The organism is Blautia hominis (assembly GCA_002270465.1).
GTDB classification, from domain to species: Bacteria; Bacillota; Clostridia; order Lachnospirales; family Lachnospiraceae; genus Blautia; species Blautia hominis.
This window is the reverse complement of sequence record NQOF01000007.1, coordinates 79,153-97,434: the sequence shown is the minus strand read 5'-3', so window position 1 is coordinate 97,434 and position 18,282 is coordinate 79,153. Positions and strand designations below refer to the sequence as shown.

General features: G+C 46.8%; 16 protein-coding genes. 13 read left to right on the top strand and 3 right to left on the bottom strand.

Annotated features, from left to right (window positions below; all coding sequences use genetic code 11):
* Window positions 1–26: 26 nt before the first annotated feature.
* The 6 genes from CI595_RS20375 to iolE (CI595_RS20350) all read left to right on the top strand — a co-directional run bounded on the left by CI595_RS20375 (window position 27) and on the right by iolE (CI595_RS20350) (window position 7,966).
* Window positions 27–1,418 carry an MFS transporter gene (locus CI595_RS20375; RefSeq protein WP_095175466.1) on the top strand — a complete coding sequence of 464 codons (1,392 nt, stop codon included), beginning with the start codon at window positions 27–29 and terminating at the stop codon, window positions 1,416–1,418.
* Between the two features lie 3 nt (window positions 1,419–1,421).
* Window positions 1,422–2,033 carry a cytidylate kinase-like family protein gene (locus tag CI595_RS20370; protein ID WP_095175465.1) on the top strand — a complete coding sequence of 204 codons (612 nt, stop codon included), beginning with the start codon at window positions 1,422–1,424 and terminating at the stop codon, window positions 2,031–2,033.
* Between the two features lie 124 nt (window positions 2,034–2,157).
* Window positions 2,158–3,177: a Gfo/Idh/MocA family protein gene (locus CI595_RS20365; RefSeq protein WP_095175464.1), complete on the top strand. Its 1,020-nt coding sequence runs from the start codon at window positions 2,158–2,160 to the stop codon at window positions 3,175–3,177.
* 357 nt (window positions 3,178–3,534) lie between these two features.
* Window positions 3,535–5,256, top strand: coding sequence for a sensor histidine kinase (locus CI595_RS20360; RefSeq protein ID WP_095175463.1), 1,722 nt, complete (start codon window positions 3,535–3,537; stop codon window positions 5,254–5,256).
* 35 nt (window positions 5,257–5,291) lie between these two features.
* Window positions 5,292–6,872 (top strand): response regulator, encoded by a 1,581-nt coding sequence (locus tag CI595_RS20355; RefSeq protein WP_095175462.1) that lies wholly within the window; start codon window positions 5,292–5,294, stop codon window positions 6,870–6,872.
* Window positions 6,873–7,066: 194 nt separating this feature from the next.
* Window positions 7,067–7,966, top strand: a complete 900-nt coding sequence (gene iolE / locus CI595_RS20350) for a myo-inosose-2 dehydratase (RefSeq protein WP_095175461.1) — start codon at window positions 7,067–7,069, stop codon at window positions 7,964–7,966.
* A 299-nt stretch (window positions 7,967–8,265) separates the two neighbouring features.
* Here iolE (CI595_RS20350) and CI595_RS20345 read toward each other — a convergent pair whose 3' ends face one another.
* A complete protein-coding gene (locus CI595_RS20345) occupies window positions 8,266–9,039 on the bottom strand; it encodes a sulfite exporter TauE/SafE family protein (RefSeq protein WP_095175460.1) in 774 nt (257 codons plus the stop codon).
* A gap of 1 nt (window position 9,040) precedes the next feature.
* The gene (locus CI595_RS20340; protein ID WP_095175459.1) at window positions 9,041–9,472 is read right to left on the bottom strand and encodes a MarR family winged helix-turn-helix transcriptional regulator; all 432 of its coding nucleotides are present in this window, start codon (window positions 9,470–9,472) and stop codon (window positions 9,041–9,043) included.
* A gap of 266 nt (window positions 9,473–9,738) precedes the next feature.
* Between CI595_RS20340 and CI595_RS20335 the strand changes: the two genes are divergently transcribed.
* The 4 genes from CI595_RS20335 to iolE (CI595_RS20320) all read left to right on the top strand — a co-directional run bounded on the left by CI595_RS20335 (window position 9,739) and on the right by iolE (CI595_RS20320) (window position 13,415).
* Complete coding sequence (locus CI595_RS20335; protein ID WP_095175458.1) at window positions 9,739–9,960, top strand: hypothetical protein; 222 nt, start codon at window positions 9,739–9,741, stop codon at window positions 9,958–9,960.
* Window positions 9,961–10,152: 192 nt separating this feature from the next.
* Window positions 10,153–11,193 (top strand): LacI family DNA-binding transcriptional regulator, encoded by a 1,041-nt coding sequence (locus CI595_RS20330; RefSeq protein ID WP_095175457.1) that lies wholly within the window; start codon window positions 10,153–10,155, stop codon window positions 11,191–11,193.
* A gap of 217 nt (window positions 11,194–11,410) precedes the next feature.
* Window positions 11,411–12,421, top strand: a complete 1,011-nt coding sequence (iolG, locus tag CI595_RS20325) for an inositol 2-dehydrogenase (RefSeq protein WP_095175456.1) — start codon at window positions 11,411–11,413, stop codon at window positions 12,419–12,421.
* A gap of 94 nt (window positions 12,422–12,515) precedes the next feature.
* The gene (gene iolE / locus CI595_RS20320) at window positions 12,516–13,415 is read left to right on the top strand and encodes a myo-inosose-2 dehydratase (RefSeq protein ID WP_095175455.1); all 900 of its coding nucleotides are present in this window, start codon (window positions 12,516–12,518) and stop codon (window positions 13,413–13,415) included.
* Between the two features lie 167 nt (window positions 13,416–13,582).
* Here the strand turns inward: iolE (CI595_RS20320) and CI595_RS20315 are convergent, their stop codons facing one another.
* Entirely contained in the window at window positions 13,583–14,344 is a 762-nt protein-coding gene (locus CI595_RS20315; RefSeq protein WP_095175454.1) for a DeoR/GlpR family DNA-binding transcription regulator, read from the bottom strand.
* Between the two features lie 367 nt (window positions 14,345–14,711).
* On the opposite strand from CI595_RS20315, the gene CI595_RS20310 reads away from it, so the two are divergent.
* The 3 genes from CI595_RS20310 (at window position 14,712) to CI595_RS20300 (ending at window position 18,282) form a co-directional block, all read left to right on the top strand.
* Complete coding sequence (locus tag CI595_RS20310) at window positions 14,712–15,956, top strand: MFS transporter (RefSeq protein WP_243135224.1); 1,245 nt, start codon at window positions 14,712–14,714, stop codon at window positions 15,954–15,956.
* A gap of 30 nt (window positions 15,957–15,986) precedes the next feature.
* Entirely contained in the window at window positions 15,987–16,826 is an 840-nt protein-coding gene (locus CI595_RS20305) for a class II fructose-bisphosphate aldolase (RefSeq protein ID WP_095175452.1), read from the top strand.
* 208 nt (window positions 16,827–17,034) lie between these two features.
* Window positions 17,035–18,282, top strand: a complete 1,248-nt coding sequence (locus tag CI595_RS20300) for an MFS transporter (protein ID WP_243135223.1) — start codon at window positions 17,035–17,037, stop codon at window positions 18,280–18,282.

Here is an 18,282-nt window from a genome sequence, read left to right as displayed (position 1 = left end):
GATTCAAAGAAAGGCAGGGAAATAAAATGGGAAAAGAATTAGCGCAAAAAATAACCGGAGGCAAGCTGTCGTGGGGAACCAGACTGTCTTATGCCAGCGGTGATGTGGCGTGTAACGTTGTGTTCGGAATGATCGGCACGCTGCTTACTCTGTTCTACACAGATTATGTGGGAATCAGCCCGGCTACCGTAGGTTTGATGATGCTGCTGTCAAGGCTTTTTGACGGTGTGTCTGACCTGATCATGGGTGTTATCGTGGAACGTACCAATTCCAAATGGGGAAAATCAAGACCGTGGATCCTCTGGATGAGCGTACCCTTTGCTTTGTCGGCAGTTCTGCTGTTCACAGTGCCGCATACCACAGGAATGCTTCAGTTCCTCTATCTGTTCGTAACTTATAACTTCTGTACAACAGTCTGTTATACAGCCATCAATCTTCCTTACGGAAGTCTCTCAGCCATGATGACCAGGGTTTCTTCTGAGAGAGATATGCTGAGTGTTGTGAGAATGGGACTTTCCCCTATCGGTAAGATCATTGCTGCAACCTGTACACTTCCAATCGTTAAATTGTTTGGAGATGACCAGGCAGCATGGGTTAAGACAATGTCCATCTGGGCAGTTCTGGCATTGATCCTTCTTCTTGTATGCTTCTTCAAATGTGAGGAGACAGTCAGGATCGAAGCCAAAGAAAAAGCAGCGAAAGTACCTCTTGGAAAAGGCTTTGCAGCACTTTTCAAAAACCAGTATTTCTGGGCTGTTCTGGTATTGTGGATGGTACAGAGTGTTTCCTTTGGTATCTCCGGAACCATTTTACCGTACTACTGCAAATACATATTCGGAAATGACACATGGATGTACAGTGCACTGTTCCTTACGGAGACATTGACACTGGTAGCAGGTATCTTCGCCTGTACACCGCTTATCCGTAAGTTTGGAAAACGTAATATCGCTCTTGTAGGTTCACTGATCGCACTGGCAGGACAGCTTCTGTTCTTCCTGAATCCTTACAGCTTCCCATGGATGGTGATGAGCTGCGTGGCACGTGCCATCGGCCTGGCTCCTCTGAATGCAGTTGTATTCGGTATGGTAGGAGACGTGGTGGAATTCGGACAGTGGAAAACACATATCAGACAGGAAAGTCTTATTTTTGCAGGTGGTTCCATTGGAACAAAAGTAGGCGCAGGACTTGCATCAGCAGCAATGACAGGACTTCTCTCTCTGGCAGGGTATGTAAGCTCCTCAGTGGGAACCGCAGTACAGCCGGAAACAGCGCTTAACATGATCGTGAACATTTATAAATTCGGACCAATTCTGATCGCAGTTGTGGCATTTGTTACACTTGCACTGTACAAATTGGATAAGATGTACCCGGACATTATGAAGGAATTAATTGAACGTGAATCAAGAGGGGAGTTATAAAATATGAAAGAGCGTACATTGATCACTATCAGCCGTCAGTATGGCAGCGGTGGTAAGGAAATAGCCGAACTGCTTGCAAAAAAAATGGAGACCCGCTGTTATGACAGACAGATTCTGTATTTGGCAGCAGAGAAACTGGGGGACTCAGACCTGGATATGGACACGATCCTGGATATGTCTTATAAAATGCCGGACAACAGCATGGGTTCCTTCATGGAGGGTGTGAATTCCCTGGGATATGAGACCATTCCTTCTTATAATAAGATGTACCGGGAACAGGCCAAAGTTATCCGCAAAATAGCGGAAAAGGAAAGCGCTGTATTCCTGGGAAGATGCGCCGATGTGGTTCTGAAAGATTTTCCGGAATGTTATAATTTCTTCATCTATGCAGACGAAGAATTCAGAAGAGAAAGAGCAAAAGAGTTTTATGGAAATAAATCCATCAAAGAACTGGAAAAAGAGAACAAAACCCGTGAACGTTATTACAATTACTATACAGGGCAGAAATGGGGAGAACCTCTGAATTATGACTTGATGATCAACACAAGCAGATTTTCCGTCCAGAAGGCAGCAGACCTTATCTGGGATTATGTGATGAGCAGTCAGGCTGAGTAACAGAAAAGAGGCGCAGCTGTTTAGCCACCTTCGTAGCAGGCGAAAAGTTAAGCAGGACCGCCTTTGGCAAAGTTCAATATACATTTTCAATTATATTCAATATCAAAGAAAGAGGTAAGTAAACATGAAAAAAGTAAAAGTAGGTATCGCAGGATTAGGAAGATTAGGAAAAGTACACGCAAATAATATTGCATTTAAGATTCCAAACGCAGAGCTGACAGCAGCCTGCTCCATTATGCCGGCAGAGCTGGAATACGCAAAAAAGGAGCTGGGTGTGAAAGAAGTTTATTCTGACTACCGTGAGATGCTGGAAAAAGCAGACATTGATGCAGTAGCGATCGTTACCACAAGCGGTGAGCACTGCTGGCAGATCGCGGCAGCTCTGGATGCCGGAAAGCATGTATTTTCAGACAAACCGCTGGGCGTTACGGTTGAGGAGTGCAAGCTGGCAGAGGAGGCGGTTGAGCGCCATCCGGAACTGGCATTCTTTTTAGGGTTCATGCGCCGCTTTGACCCTTCTTATGCTTACGCAAAGAAGAAAATTGAGGAAGGTGCAATCGGAACTCCATACATGGTAAAAGCTACCGGCATTGACCCGGAAGCACTGGTTGAGGGTGCAATCAAATTTGCAGCTACCAGCGGCGGTATCTTTATTGATATGGCGATCCATGACATTGACCTGATGAGATGGTTCTTAGGCTCTGACCCTGTGGAGGTTTATGCGACAGGAGCAACCTTCAAACACCCGGAATTCAAAGAAGCAGGTGATGACGAGACAGGTGTTGCTATGTACCGTTGTGAAAACGGCGCGCTGGGATTTGTACATGTGGGACGTACCGCAGCACACGGTTATCACGTTGAGACAGAGATCATTGGTACAGAAGGTTCTCTCCGCATCAGCCCGGTTCCAGAGAAAAACCTGTGCATGATTTATGACAAAAACGGTGCGGTTGTTGAGTGTGTCAGCGGATTCCCGGAGAGATTCGCAGAGTCTTATCAGTTAGAGATGCAGGAGTTTATCAACTGTGTAGAATCCGGCAGAAAACCGGAAGTGACCGTATATGACGGAACAAAATCCACCCAGATTGGCTTTGCTACTACAGAAGCATGGAAAAAAGGCGGAATCGTTAAAATCGAATACTGATCCGCACTCATATTGTTTAGAGGAAGACCTTTATAAATTCGGAAGTGTGCTGTTTTTTGCAGCACACTTCTGTTATTCGTTAAGGAAAAATTCCTTCTTATTGTACACAGGCCACTGTACCGGGAGGCGTTTTCATGCTGAAAGCATGAAAATCCCGAGGCAGCCAGCGCGATATGGGGCAGAATGCCCCATATCTGTGCATCGCGAAGCGTGTTCCTGGACACAGAGTGAACAATAACAAGTCCTTCGGACAGAAGGCGGATCAGTGGCTGCGGGGCGTGATTTCTAGTAGGTTCTATGTTATAATGTACGCATAAGCAACGTACATCAGCATGTATGGACAGCAAAGGAGAGAGTATGCGGCAAAGTATCAGAAGCAAGGTGCTGCTGGCAATTCTGGCGGTGACTATGGTTACCGCCTGTTCCATCACGGTGGTTTTTTATTTCAAATCAGCAGGTATGATAGAGGAGAATTATTCCACGAACCTCTATGGCAGGGTGAAGCAGACGGTCACATCCCTGGATGACTCCCTGCAGGAAATTTATTATATCAACGTAAAAGCGGCCAGTGATATTAATATGGTAAAATGCGTAAAAGAATACAGGGCATCAGGGGAAAATGAGGCGCTGGATGAGATCGCAGAACTTCTCAGAAATTACCGCACGGAATACAAGGACCTGAGTTCTCTTTATTTCATTTTTCCGGATGAGAGGATCGCCGTCACATCGGAGGATTATCCGGTTTGTAAAAGGGATATACCGGAGGACGAGATAGAAAAGATCCGCCGTGCAGAGGCGGAGGAGGCTGTCCCCATCATGTTTGGAGATATGGTCCATGAAACGGGAAAACAGCTTTCCTGCATCCAGTCAGTGGCTGATCAGGATGGCACTGTGCTGGGATATATGCTGGCAAATACAGAGGAGAGGACACTGTTCTATGAATATCTGGAACCCGTGTATGATGATAAGGTATCCCAGGCATTGATTCTGGATAAAAATAAAGAAATTGTCACAAGTAAGGATTATGAGAGTGTGGGACAGGTCTATGAAGGGAAAGACCGGCTCCCGGCAGTCAGCGGCATTGAGAATCAGGATGCAAAGGAAATCCGTATTTTTTACCAGGGAGCATTTTCAAAATGCGGTCTTTACATGGATATCCAGAAAAGCCAGGTCTTGCGGGATTTAAAGCAGATGCAGATTTTTTTGGTGGCCATTTTCTTTCTCTTTCTTATGATCGGGGGCATTCTTGCCACCTCCATCACGAGAGCCATGTACAAACCCATTAAGAATATGACAAATACGGTGGAAAAAGTCAGCAAGGGGGATTTGAGCCTTCGCGTAGATGTGACCACAGAGGATGAGATCGGAACTCTGTGCAGGGAATTCAATCACATGCTGGATAATCTGGAGGATTTGATCGCCAGAGTGATTGAGGAGGAAAGGCTGAAAAAAGACGCAGAACTGGAAGCACTGCAGTATCAGATCACCCCTCATTTTATGTACAACACGCTAAATTCCATCAAGTACGCTGCCCTGATCAAAGGGGAAAAGGAACTGGGGGCATTGATTGGGGATTTTGTGGAGCTGCTTCAGGCCAGCATCAATAAAAAAGGAACTTTTATTTCCGTGGCGGATGAACTGCATATTCTGAAGAATTATATTCATCTGCAGGAGTTCCGTTATCAGGGAAGTTTTGACGTGGAGTACGATATTGCCAAGGAAGCCTGCGGATGTTATATTCCGAGACTGATCCTGCAGCCTTTGGTGGAGAACGCCATACTCCATGGAATTGATATGAAGGGCGGCAATGGCCGTCTGATCATCCGGGGAAGAGTGGAAGGCACGCGTCTGACCCTGTCTGTCATTGACAACGGACGGGGAATGACAAAAGAGCAGATAGAGACACTGCTTTGCAGCAAAGCCAAGAAGACGAACGGTCTCAGCGCCATTGGAGTGCCCAATGTGAGGGAGCGTCTGGAGCTTTATTATGAGGCGGAGGGCGGTATTATATATGAGAGTAGTGAGAACGGGACCACTGCCACTATTTTCCTTCCGGCAGACAGGGAAGTGAATATTTGACAGACAGATAAATTGTGACAAAGGGGAAGATGCCTATGTTTCGTACATTGTTAGTGGATGACGATTTTTTGGTCAGGAGTTATTTGAAAACTCTGAGTGCCTGGGAAAAAGCGGGGTATGAGGTGGTAAAGGATGTGCAGGACGGCGAGGAGGCGCTGCACATTATGGAGGAAGAGAAGATTGATGTGGTCATCACAGACATCTCCATGCCGCTCATGGACGGTATTGAGCTTATACGGCATATCAGAGAAGAAAAGGAAAATATATACATTATGGTACTGAGCTGCCATGATGATTTTGAGTATGTCAAGGAGGCCATGCGCCTGGGGGCGGATGAGTATATTCTAAAAAACACCCTGGACGAGGACACGCTCTTTGAGATCCTGGAGAAGTCCAGGCATCAGATTGAGACAAGGCTTGAGAAAAGCAGCCGGCAGGAGCAGACCAGGAAACTGATACGAATGGGAAGCCATACTCTGAAATACCACTTCTTCAACGGCATCCTCTCCGGCACTTTAAACGGTCAGGAGAGGGAGGAAAAGCGGGCAGAAGCCGGTATCAGAGGGCGTTTCCAGAACAGTGCAGTCATTAATATGTTCATGCACGAATGGAATGACCAGAACCAGATATGGAGCCCTCTGGAGGCGGAACAGTATTCCCAGGGGTTCCGCCACGGGCTTATGACAGAGATGGAGGAGCTTCTGCAGGAGGACAGTGATCACGCGGAGATCATTTATCTGGGAGCAGGGATATTCTGCTGTTTTCTGGATATGTCATCTATGCGGAGAAGTTCGGTGATGCGTCAGCGCCTGACAAATGTGGCATCTGCCTGCTTTCGATACTGTAAAAAGGAGCCGTATCATTTCGGGATTGGCGTGAGCAATATCTGTATCGGGGAGGAAGGTATCCGTCAGGCATACCAGCAGGCCAGGGAAATGATGAAGCTGAGCTTTTATGATGACAGTGATATCCTCTATTTTGACAATGGGAAAGAAATCAGTTCACAGATGCCCGCTGCTGCGGAAGAATTGTTTGAACGGATAGAAATCCTGAAAGTGGGAAGAAAGCAGGAAGAACTGGCGGAAATGTGGAAGCGGGTAACAGACGCCTGCAAACGTTCCCACGTGGACGGAAAACTGGTCCTGCAGTGGCTCAGACGTCTGGATAAGAGGGCAGGTCTGGAGCGTAAGGCGGATTTTTACAGCAATGTGCACAGTATAGATGAACTGTGCAGGATTGCCGATCAATATGGACAGGACTTGTTTGCGGATAAGAAAATGACCGTTCCGCCCGGGGTATCAGGGGCAGTGCGCCATGCCATTGAATTTATCAACAGTAGCTACAAAAACCCCATCAGCCTTCAGGATGCAGCGGAGGCGGCCGGAGTCAATCCTGCCTATCTGAGTTATCTGTTCAAACAGGAGATGCAGATTGGATTTTCCAATTATCTGCAGGAGTGCAGAATGGAATGCGCGAAAGAACTTCTCTGCACGACCAATTATAAAATTAAGGATGTGGCGTCAGAGGCAGGATTTAATGATTACCACTATTTTTCCAAAACGTTTAAGAGGCTCAATGACTGCAGCCCGGCAGATTACCGGAGGGAACACCAGTAGCCGGGGAATCAGGGGACTTCTAAAAAAAAGACACAAAAATATTCCACATTCTCTGATGTGATGAAAACAACACATGAAAATACAACAAAGCTAAAAATATTTCCGATTTCAGACATGGTGAATCTCTGATATCCTTTATTTAAGAACAAAGGAACGGCCCGCTGGGGAGTTTGATAAGTAAAGGAGAATAGATCATGTTTAATAAGGAAAAAGTAAAATTAGGAATCGCACCGATCGCATGGACCAATGATGACCTTCCCGACCTGGGAAAAGAGAATACTTTTGAGCAGTGTGTCAGCGAGATGGCACTGGCAGGTTTCACAGGCTCAGAGGTGGGAAATAAATATCCGAAAGACCCGGAAGTGCTGAAAAAAGCTCTGGAACTCCGAGGAATTGAAATCTGCAACCAGTGGTTCTCTTCCTTACTGATCACAAAACCTTTTGAGGAGGTGGAAAAAGAGTTCCGCGCACAGCTTGCTTTTTTAAAGGCAATGGGTTCCAAGATCATCGGCGCGTCCGAGCAGAGCCACAGCGTGCAGGGAATGCAGGACACCCCTATCTTCGGCCATAAATACGTGATGAATGATGAGGAATGGGAGACCTTCTGCACAGGAATGAACAAGCTTGGCAGGATCGCAAAAGAAGAGTACGGGATCAGTCTGACATTCCATCACCACATGGGGACAGTGGTACAGGACCCGGAAGAGGTGGAGCGCATGATGGCCAACACAGACCCGGAATATGTAAGCCTGTTATTTGATACGGGCCATTTCACCTACTGCGGGGCAGACCCTCTGGAGATGGTGAAGAAATACGTGGGCAGGATCAAACACGTACATCTGAAGGATATCCGTCCGGAAGTGGTGGAGAAAGTAAAGAAAGAGAATTTAAGCTTCCTGGAAGGCGTGCGCCTTGGAGCTTTCACCGTACCGGGTGACGGCTGCATAGACTTTGAACCGATCTTCAAAGTGTTGGAAGATGCAGGATATGAAGGGTATATGCTGGTGGAGGCAGAGCAGGATCCTGCAAAGGCCAATCCACTGGAGTATGCCGTGAAGGCAAGAAAATTCATTGCTGAGAAGACAGGACTTTAAAAACGGTATGTACTGTCCTGACGGAGATCGCAGCCTCCCAAAGGACAGTTTATATACAATAAATGCCCCTCTAATTGAATGATCACAGGTAACGATTCAGTAAGTCTATCCGTTTACTGCTGGCAAATATTTCATTACAGAAGGTATCCTGTATGGAGTTTGCCTGTAGCTGTGAAGGCACGGAACCGTTATGATCGTGAAACAAAAAGATACTGCCGCAGAACAGGACCCAAAGGGAACTGTTTTGACGGCAGTATCTTTTTTTGTGGAATAGACTTGATGAGCCAGCTTTTTATTTGTCAGCTTAAAAATTTTACCCCGACCATGAGCAGTCCCAGAAGAGACAGCACTACGCCGGTGACGCGGTTAAGGGTTTTTGCAGGTGCTTTGTTTGCAAACAGAGCGGCAACCCTGGCGCCCAGAAAGGTAAACAGGATGCAGAAAAACAGTGCGCCTAGATCGGGCAGAGAACCATCAATGAAGAAATGGGAGGCAGCGCCTGTAAATGCGGTGAAAGCCATAATAAATACGCTTGTGCCAACAGCTGTCTTCAGTTCATAGCCCAGTACGCTTGTAAGAATGAGGAGCATCATCATACCGCCGCCGGCACCAATGAATCCGCATATAAAACCAATGACAGCTCCGCACAGAAGGGACTGTATGATCTTGGTCCTCTCACTTTTCTTTTCCTGTGCGCTTTTTTCTGTCATGACAGGGCGTATGATAAATTTAATACCCAGGAGCAGTGTCATGAATACAGAAAAGTTGCCCATGGTGGTGCCGGGAAGCAGGGATGCAATGTAACTTCCGAACAGGGTAAATGCAAGGACAGAGAAAAGCATGATGATACCGTGCCGGACATCCAGGTTTCCATGCTTTTTGTAGGTATAGGCTGAGACCGCAGATGCCAGTACATCGGATGCCAGGGCGATTCCCACGGCCTGATAGGGGTCAAAATGCAGGAAAGTGATCAGCATGGGGGAAATCACGGCAGCAGCGGATAGTCCGGCAAGTCCGGTTCCGATACCTGCCCCCATACCTGCAAGAAGATATACAATTAGTTTCAGAATCATTTTAAAGTGCCTCCTTAATGTTTTTCGCAATTTGTTGAAATGCCAGTCTGACTTCTTTTTTTCTTTCTTCCGGGATATCCCGGGTGATCAGGATAAAAACTTCCTCCTGGGATTTTTTTAAATCGGCAAGTGCAGTGCCGGCCTCCGCAGTAAGCCGCAGATGTGTGATCCTTCGGTCCTTTAAATCCGTTGAGGTGGTCAGATAGTTTTTTTGGACCAGTATCTCTATGGATTTGGAGACGTAAGATTTTGCAATCCCCCGGACATTTACTATGTCTCTGGCTGTGTCGAAACCGGGATTGTTGCAGAGGAAGAGGAGGATGTCGGCCTCTGTTTTGGAAATTTCATAGGGGGCTGCGGCTTCGCCTATTTTCCGTGAATATAGCTGGTGGAAAAGCCAGCTTGTTGTTAGAGTGTCACTTAGTGTGTTCATTGGTACCTCCTGTTTGAAAAGGGTGGTGGAAGGTTCGCAAAATAGTTCTATATAAAACTGTTCTTTATAGAACTATTATACGAAAAATAGTTCAGATGTCAATAAGAAATTGGTTTTATTGTTCCTGCAGTGGCATCCGGCTTTTTATGCTGGAATCCAGATTGAACTGGAGGGGGAGACGGAAAATCTTTTTTTCGAGAGCGAGCATCAGTTGGGAACAAAGCCAAAGGAAATTGATGTAGGAATAATTTGACGAGGTAAAGACCATGTGCGAGGCATTGGAAGAATTGATGAAGGATGAACTAGAAGCAAAAAAATCAGAAGGAAAGGCGGAATCTGTATTGGAACTGCTGCATGACCTGGGTGAAGTGTCTGAAAAGCTGCGAGATCAGATCATGGGACAGAAGGATACCGAGATCCTGAATCATTGGCTTAAATGTGCGGCAAAAGCTGAGACAATTGAGGAGTTTGAGCAAAAAATGCAGTAAGGTTGACATAAACCGGTAACAGTGACATCCAAGTTACTGTTCGCAGGCCAATGTTCCGGGAGGTGTTTTGCGCAGCAATTCCCATATGAGAATGCGGATATCTCTTGCACATTCTGCAAGGGGATTATATAATAGGCATAGACATTGCGTGCCCAGGAACGCACACAGGGAGGCGCGCGAAAAGGAGACAGTATGGGAGTGACAATACGGCAGATAGCGGAGGCAGCCGGAGTCTCACGGGGAACTGTGGACCGGGCGCTTAACAACCGGGGCAGAATTAAGCCGGAAGTGGCTGATCGGATCAGACAGATAGCAGAGGAGATGGGGTATAAGCCCAACCAGCTTGGACGAGCCCTTTCCATGAGTAAAAATAATATTAAAATAGGGGTGATCCTTCAGGCAGCGGAGACACCTTTTATGCAGTGCGTCTTGGAAGGCATTGAGCGGGCGAAGGAGGAGGTAGACAGTCTGGGCGGCACGGTGATCCTATGTAAGATTCCTCATATAAGCTGCAGTGATACCATAGATGCCATGGAGTATATGAGAAAAGAAGGGGTCAGCGCCATCGCCATGGTACCTATTGAGGAGGATGAGATTAAAGATCATATCAACCTTTTTGTAGAGGAATACCATATTCCGATCGTGACGTTTAACTCAGATATGGAGGATACCAGGCGTCTTTGTTTTGTGGGACAGAATGCGTTTCAGTGCGGACGTGCCGCTGCCGGCCTGATGGGAGAACTGGTGGGGGGCTGCGGAAAAGTAGCTGTTATATCCGGATATAGTTCTAACCCGTCTCTGAGTAACCGTGTTCTCGGTTTTGATTCGGAGCTGAAAGCTAAATACCCGGATATTGAGCTGGTGGGACCGGAATATTGTTTTGAGGATAATCATCTGGCAGGACAGGCAACAGAAAAAATCTTGAAAGAAAATCCGGATCTAAAGGGAATTTATATGACCTCCCACGGTGAGGAGGGAGTGTGCCGGATGCTCTCAAAATACGGCAGGGCAGGTACAGTCAAGATGATCGCCAACGATTTTATGGGGAAAAACTATGAACTGATGCGGGAGGGAAGTATCCATTTCCTGATCGGACAGGATGCCCAGATTCAGGGATATGAGCCTGTCATGATTCTTTTTCGGCTTCTCTTTAATGGAGAGCAGCCCAAAGGGGAGCTGCAGTATACGGAGATTTTCATCAGGAATGAATATACCATACCGGAAGATATTTGAGAGGTTCACACTCCGGAAGAGACGGCTTATTTTATGTCAGCCGTCCTTCCGGAGTGTTTTTTGGTAAAATTGAATAGAATTATTATGGTAAAATTGTACAATTTCCCGGGTTGCGTTTTCGGGCACGCAGTGCTATTATAACATTATCAGCAATGCGTGTTCGGGCACACGAAGAGAACACACAAATATATCTCAAAATATAAAGGAGAAGAAAAAAATGGTAAAAGTAGGTATTATCGGAGCAGGCAGAATCGGAAGAGTACATATCACAAGCATCAGCACAAGAGTAAAGGACGCTGTTATCAAAACAGTTGCAGATCCGTTCTTAAATGATGAGACAGCAGCATGGGCTAAAAGTATGGGTGTGGAGCACACAACAAAAGATTACAAAGAGATCATCAATGACCCGGAAATTGACGCTGTGTTGATCTGTTCCTCCACAGACACACATTCTCCAATCTCCCTGGAGGCAATCAAAGCTGGAAAACATGTTTTCTGTGAAAAACCGATTGACCATGATGTAGATAAGATCAAAGAAGTAATCGAAGCTCTGGAAGGAACCAACCTGAAATACCAGGTAGGATTTAACAGAAGATTTGACCATAACTTTGAGGCTGTTCAGCAGGCTGTCGCAGCGGGCAAAGTCGGCAAACCGGAGATCATCAAGATCACTTCCCGCGATCCGGAGCCGCCCAGCATTGACTATGTAAAAGTTTCCGGAGGTATGTTCCTGGATATGACCATCCATGATTTCGATATGGTACGTTTCCTGGCCGGCTGTGATGCCACAGAGGTTTATGTGCAGGGTGCCAACCTGGTTGACCCGGCTATCGGAGAAGCAGGGGATGTGGATACGGCAGTTATCACCTTACAGATGGAAAACGGCGCTATCGCTGTGATTGACAACTGCAGAAAGGCTGTTTACGGATATGACCAGAGAGCAGAAGTATTCGGCTCTGAGGGAATGGTTGCAGTCAGCAATGACAGCCAGTCATCCGCAGTGATCAGCAACGCTGACGGTGTGACAGGAGAGAAGCCGATGTTCTTCTTCCTGGAGAGATACATGGACGCATACGGAAAAGAGATCGGAGCATTTATTGATGCCATCGTAAATGACAAAGAAACGCCTCTGAATGTTATGGATGGACTGAAACCGGTACTTATGGGACTGGCTGCAAAGAAATCCTGTGAGGAGCACAGACCGGTTAAGATTTCTGAGATCATGTAATTAAGAGCAGGCATACTGCTGATTTCCCTCCGGCTGTCAAAAGACAGCTGGGCGGGCTGAAAATATCCCTTTGACAAAGACAGGAGAGCAGATCATGTTTAATAAAGAAAAAGTAAAATTAGGTATTGCACCCATCGCATGGACCAATGATGACCTTCCCGACCTGGGAAAAGAAAATACCTTTGAGCAGTGTGTCAGCGAGATGGCGCTGGCAGGCTTCACAGGCTCAGAGGTGGGAAATAAATATCCGAAAGACCCGGAAGTGCTGAAAAAAGCCCTGGAACTCCGCGGCATTGAAATCTGCAACCAGTGGTTCTCTTCCTTCCTGATCACAAAGCCTTTTGAGGAGGTGGAAAAAGAGTTCCGCGCACAGCTTGCTTTCTTAAAGGCAATGGGTTCCAAGATCATCGGCGCGTCCGAGCAGAGCCACAGCGTGCAGGGAATGCAGGACACCCCTATCTTCGGCCATAAATACGTGATGAATGATGAGGAGTGGGAAACCTTCTGCACAGGAATGAACAAGCTTGGCAGGATCGCAAAAGAAGAGTATGGGATCAGTCTGACATTCCATCACCACATGGGGACAGTGGTACAGGACCCGGAAGAGGTGGAACGCATGATGGCCAACACAGACCCGGAATATGTGAGCCTTTTATTTGATACGGGCCATTTCACCTACTGCGGGGCAGACCCTCTGGAGATGGTGAAGAAATACGTGGGAAGGATCAAACACGTACATCTGAAGGATATCCGTCCGGAAGTGGTGGAGAAAGTAAAGAAAGAGAATTTAAGCTTCCTGGAAGGCGTGCGCCTTGGAGCTTTCACCGTACCGGGTGACGGCTGCATAGACTTTGAACCGATCTTCAAAGTGCTGGAAGAGGCAGGATATGAAGGGTATATGCTGGTGGAGGCAGAGCAGGATCCTGCAAAGGCCAATCCACTGGAGTATGCCGTGAAGGCAAGAAAATTCATTGCCGAAAAGACAGGCTTATAAAAATTGTTACCTCTGAATTGAAAATTGATCATATTGAAAACAGCCGTAACTGTTAATCTGCTGAACAGTTACAAACGGCCAAAGGTACCGCTTCCTGATGGAGTCGGTGCCTTTGGCTGTTTTTCCCCTTTATATTATGGCAGGAATGAGGGAGGGGTACCCATGAGTCATGCCAGGTGGACAGAAATTCCGTATTCTCTGCAGTAATCCTCATATTCCACGGTAAGCGCCTGGTCTGTGATCACATGCTGTACTTCATTTAAACGGCAGTAAGTCATCAGGGCGAATTTTCCGAATTTTGTATGGTCAGACAGCAGATAGCGTGTCCGGCTGTTCTGGATGACTGCTTTTTTTACGGCATATTCCTCAGCGGAGGCATTGGTCAGGCCGTTTTCAATGGTGACACCTGTGGATGCCATAAACGCTTTGGTAATATTAAATGTGCGCAGATATCCCGGAATCTCGCTTCCCACAAAGGAGAGTGTGTCCCTGTTTAGTATGCCGGGCAGGGAGATAACCTGCAGATTGGGGTATGGAACCGCGCGGATAAAAATCTGCAGGCTGTTTGTGATGATGGTGCAGTTCAGGTGTGACAAACAGTCCACCATATTCAGGCAGGTGGTACCTGTGTCAATATAGATCACATCTCCGTTCTCAACAAAGGATGCGGCTTTTTTTGATATGGCGTCCTTCTCAGCACTCAGAACCGTGTGGCGCTGTTCATAGGGCAGCAGCCGTGTGTCAGAGGCCTGCTGTGTGCTGACCACACCTCCGTACACTTTTTCCACAGTTCCCTTCTTTACCAGATCGTCAATATCCCTTCGTATGGTATTTTTGGATACATTAAATTTTTCACACAGGGTATCCAGGGGTACCGATTTTTCCTGTTCGATGAAAGCTTCAATTAAATCAATTCGTTTTGTGCGCATGATTATGTCCTTTCAGAGTGATTGTTCGATCAGGTCTGCGCATTTCCTGCGCGGACCGTATGAATGCGTGGGTGCAGGAAGCATCCGGCCCATCGCAAAGCGATTTCTAATGGTGGGATATCTGTAACAGTCTAAATCATTGCTTTCTGCCGCCCCTTATGAAGATTACATTCCGGAACAGTTACCTAATTTAAATGGATTCTGATATAAGTATAGTATATTTTGGGTAAGTTGTGAAGAGATAAATGAAAAAGATGTAAAATATAATCAAAATCTATTGACTAAATACCCAAAAGATGCTATTTTAAATACAAAGAGATAACCAATATTTAATAAAAAGTTTATCAAAGGAGGAAGGGAAGCTATTATGACAGGAAAAGCAAATTCTAAAACAAAATACCTGATTCTCATATTTGGTGCCTTTGCAGTATTTTTTACAGGGTATCCCCATATCTGGTCCATCTACCAGCCATATGCCATGGAGCTGACCGGCTGGAGCCAGAGTCAGGCATCTATGTGTTTCTATCTGTATTTTGTCACATTTGTACTGGGTAATATTTTCGGCGGCCGTATTCAGGATAAATACAGTCCCAGGATAGCAGTGATCTTCGGAGGCGGCATTTTCACAGTGAGTGTTCTGCTCTGTGCGCTGGCACTTCGCCCGTCACCTATGATGATGTATTTTACCTATGGGATTTTGCAGGGATTTGGACAGGGTATGATCTATACCACTATCATCTCCACTGCACAGAAATGGTTTCCGGGAAGAACCGGGTTCGCTTCAGGCGTCATTGTGACAGCCAACGGCTTGTTTGGATTTTTTATGGCACCATTTTCAAGAGCATTGCTCTCAGGCCAGGGGATTAAAGTGACATTTCTTGTGATCGGTGCTATGATAGGCATCTCCTGGATATTTGCAAGTATTTTTATTAAAAATCCGGATAGTGAACATAAGACAGGGGAACATGAAGTCCACAGATATGAGGGAAAACAGTATTCCTCCATGGAAATGATCAAGACCAAAAAGTTTTATTTCCTTCTGGCAACCATGCTGTTCGGCCTGATCCCATACCTTATTTTATCCCCCCTTTCCCAGACTGTTCAGATGGACAGGGGAATCGCATCAACCGTGGCAGTGGCAGCAGTTATGGCAGGTTCAGTATTCAATGCGGGGACACGTCTGGCACTCCCCACAGCAGCAGATAAAGTGGGCAGAATCATATGCCTGAAGGTGGTTCTGGTGGTGGCAGCGGCAGCCATGGTGCTGCTGGTCATAGCTCCGGCAGCCGTCACAACCGTGTGCGTGGTATTGGTATATGCATGTTACGGCGGTATCATGGGCAGCTTCCCGTCACTGACAAGCAACATTTTCGGCATGGCACATTCCGGTGAAAATTATGGATACGTTATGCTGGGTATCGCAGTTGCCACACTGGGCGCCCCTGCGATCACAAATACAGTTCTCGGACAGGGATATGACATCAATGTGGTATTTGCCATCGGAGCTGTCTGCGCGGCAATCTCCTTCCTGTTCCTGCTTCTTCTGGAAAGGGAAATGAAAAGGGAGAAAGCAGAGGCTGTGGCAATGGGAACGAAAAGTTTTGCGAAATAAATTTATTGATATAAAGGAGAGGAAAAAATTATGGCACTGGTAAAAATGAAAACATTACTGGAAAATGCAGCAAAAAACAACAGAGGATGCGGCGCGTTCAGCGTAGGCAACATGGAAATGGTAAAAGGAGCTGTCCGTGCAGCCGAGGAGCTTGATACTCCCATCATCTTACAGATCGCGGAAGTCCGTCTGAAACACTCCCCTCTTGATCTGATGGGACCCATGATGGTGCAGGCAGCCAAATCTGCAAAGGTGGATATTGCAGTGCATCTGGATCACGGCCTTACCTTTGAGACGGTGCAGAGAGCTTTGGAACTGGGCTTCACTTCTGTGATGCTGGATGCCTCCACACTTCCTTTTGAAGAGAATATTGCAAACACCAAAAAGGTTGTGGAGCTGGCTGCAAAATATGGCGCGACCGTGGAGGCAGAGCTTGGCCTGGTAGGCGGCAGTGAGGACGGAAGCTGCGACCACGGCATCCGCTGCACAGACCCGGATGATGCCAAAATATTCGCGGAGCAGACAGGTATCGACGCCCTCGCGGTGGCCATCGGAAATGCACACGGAAATTACCCGTCAGCACCAAAGCTTGCCTTTGATGTATTGGAGCAGATTCACAATAAAGTGGATATCCCTCTGGTGCTTCATGGCGGCAGCGGCATCACAGATTCTGATTTCCAGAAGGCCATCTCTCTTGGGATCAAGAAAGTGAATATTGCCACAGCAAGCTTCAACTGCCTGACAAAGAAAGTGGAAGAGTACATTGCCGCTGAGGGGAAACACAATTATTTTGACTTGAATGAAGCCATGGTGCAGGGAACATATGAGAATGTGAAACATCACATTCGGGTATTCAACATGATAAAGTGAGGATCTTCCCACCTTTACAGGTGAAGAGATGAATCACCGAAAACAAGATCAACGGCAGTGTTGGGCGGAGCAGGCACAGTAAGGGAAGTATGTATTGATAGAAAATAAAGCACCGGATAGCAGTGTAAGCTGTTGTCCGGTATTTTAAAACAGTAACGGGGAAATGGTGGTTTACATAAAGAGAGAAGAGGTTTGTGAGGGAGATATTGTGAAAGAGAATAAAACCGGTGCAAAGACAAAATATCTGATACTGATATTTGGCGCCTTTGCCATATTTTTTACAGGGTATCCGCATATTTGGTCTATCTATCAGCCGTATGCCATGGAGCTTACCGGCTGGAGCCAGAGCCAGGCCAGTATGGGATTTTATCTGAGTTTTCTGGCATTTGTGCCGGGAAATATTATCGGAGGAAGGATACAGGATAAATCCAACCCCAAAATTGTGGTGACAGTGGGAGGCGGGATATTCGCGGCAGGTATCCTGCTGTCTGCTTTTTCCATGCGGCAGTCTCCGGTCATGCTGTATCTGACCTATGGGATCATGCAGGGATTCGGACAGGGAATGATTTATACAACAATAATATCCACTGCCCAGAAATGGTTCCCCCACAGGACAGGTTTTGCCTCAGGAGTCATTGTGACGGCAAACGGTCTGTGCGGATTTTTTCTGGCACCCTTAAGCAGGGTGATGCTGGCAGAAAAGGGGATCAAATTCACGCTGCTGGCAATCGGTTCCGTGCTGACTCTGGCATGGATTCTGGCAAGTGTTTTTATCAGGAATCCGGAAACAAGAAAGATAGGACCGGGAGGAAAAAAACAGACCGCTGCAGCCATCAATAAGGGCCGTCAGTATACTTCGGGTGAAATGCTGCGGACAAAGAAATTTTATTACTTGCTGGCAGTCATGCTGTTTGGGCTGATTCCCTATCTGATCCTGTCCCCCCTGTCCCAGACCGTACAGATGGACAGAGGGATAGCATCATCTGTAGCAGTGACGTCTGTCATGGCGGGGTCTGTCTGCAATGCGGCTGCCCGGCTTCTCCTGCCTACTGCTGCAGATAAAGTGGGGCGTACCATCTGCCTGAAAGGTGTGCTGGCTGCCATTGTCCTGGCTATGATACTTCTGATAACCGCACCGGCACCTGTGACAACCGTGTGCGTGATACTCATGTATGCCTGCTACGGTGGGATCATGGGCAGTTTTCCCTCACTGGCAAGTTCCATTTTTGGTATGGAACATTCCGGGGAAAATTACGGGTATGTCATGTTCGGCATTATTGTGGCAACACTCAGTGCTCCTGCTGTTACCAATTCCGTGCTGGGTGCAGGTATGGATATCAATGTGGTATTTGCCATAGGCGCCCTGTGCGGCGGGGCAGCACTTGTATTTTTACTGCTTCTGGAGTGGGAGTTAAAAAAAGAGACGGCTGTACAGATGCAGCCCGGAATAGAATAA